The 423-nt window shown below is 62.6% G+C and carries 1 pseudogene; it reads left to right on the top strand.

The features are described from left to right. A pseudogene (locus AC1D1Y_RS26530) lies at window positions 1–323 on the top strand (glutamate racemase); the annotation flags it as partial. Between the last annotated feature and the right edge of the window lie 100 nt (window positions 324–423).

Below are 423 nucleotides of genomic sequence, written 5' to 3'. Positions count from 1 at the left end.
GTGCAGAGTACACGGGGGCTATGGGCCGCTTTGGCTTAAATTCTGCAGCGATGGACACGCAGGTGCTGGGCTGCACGCACTACCCGTTTGTCGAGGCCGTGCTGCGCCGCTCCATTGGTGACCAGGTTGCGTTACTGGAAGGCGGCGCGCCGGTGGCACGCCACACCCGGCGCCTGCTGGACGCTGCGGGCCTGTTAGCGGCAGCGGCCACAGAGCCGGTGGCTTCTACCCAGTTTTTGACAACCGGGGAGATCGAAGACCTGCGCAGCGCGGCGGTGCGCTGGCTGCAGCTGGACACCAGCGTTAGCGCCTTGGCGATTTAGGAACAGGAAGAGAAGCGGAGCAGAAAGCCAAGTGGCCTGTCCGACAGGAATCGAACCTGTGACCTACAGCTTAGAAGGCTGTTGCTCTATCCAACTGAGC

The sequence above is a fragment of the Polaromonas sp. P1_G1 genome, assembly GCF_056405595.1.
Note: the sequence above shows the minus strand (reverse complement) of the source record. Positions and strands in the feature narration are given on the sequence as shown.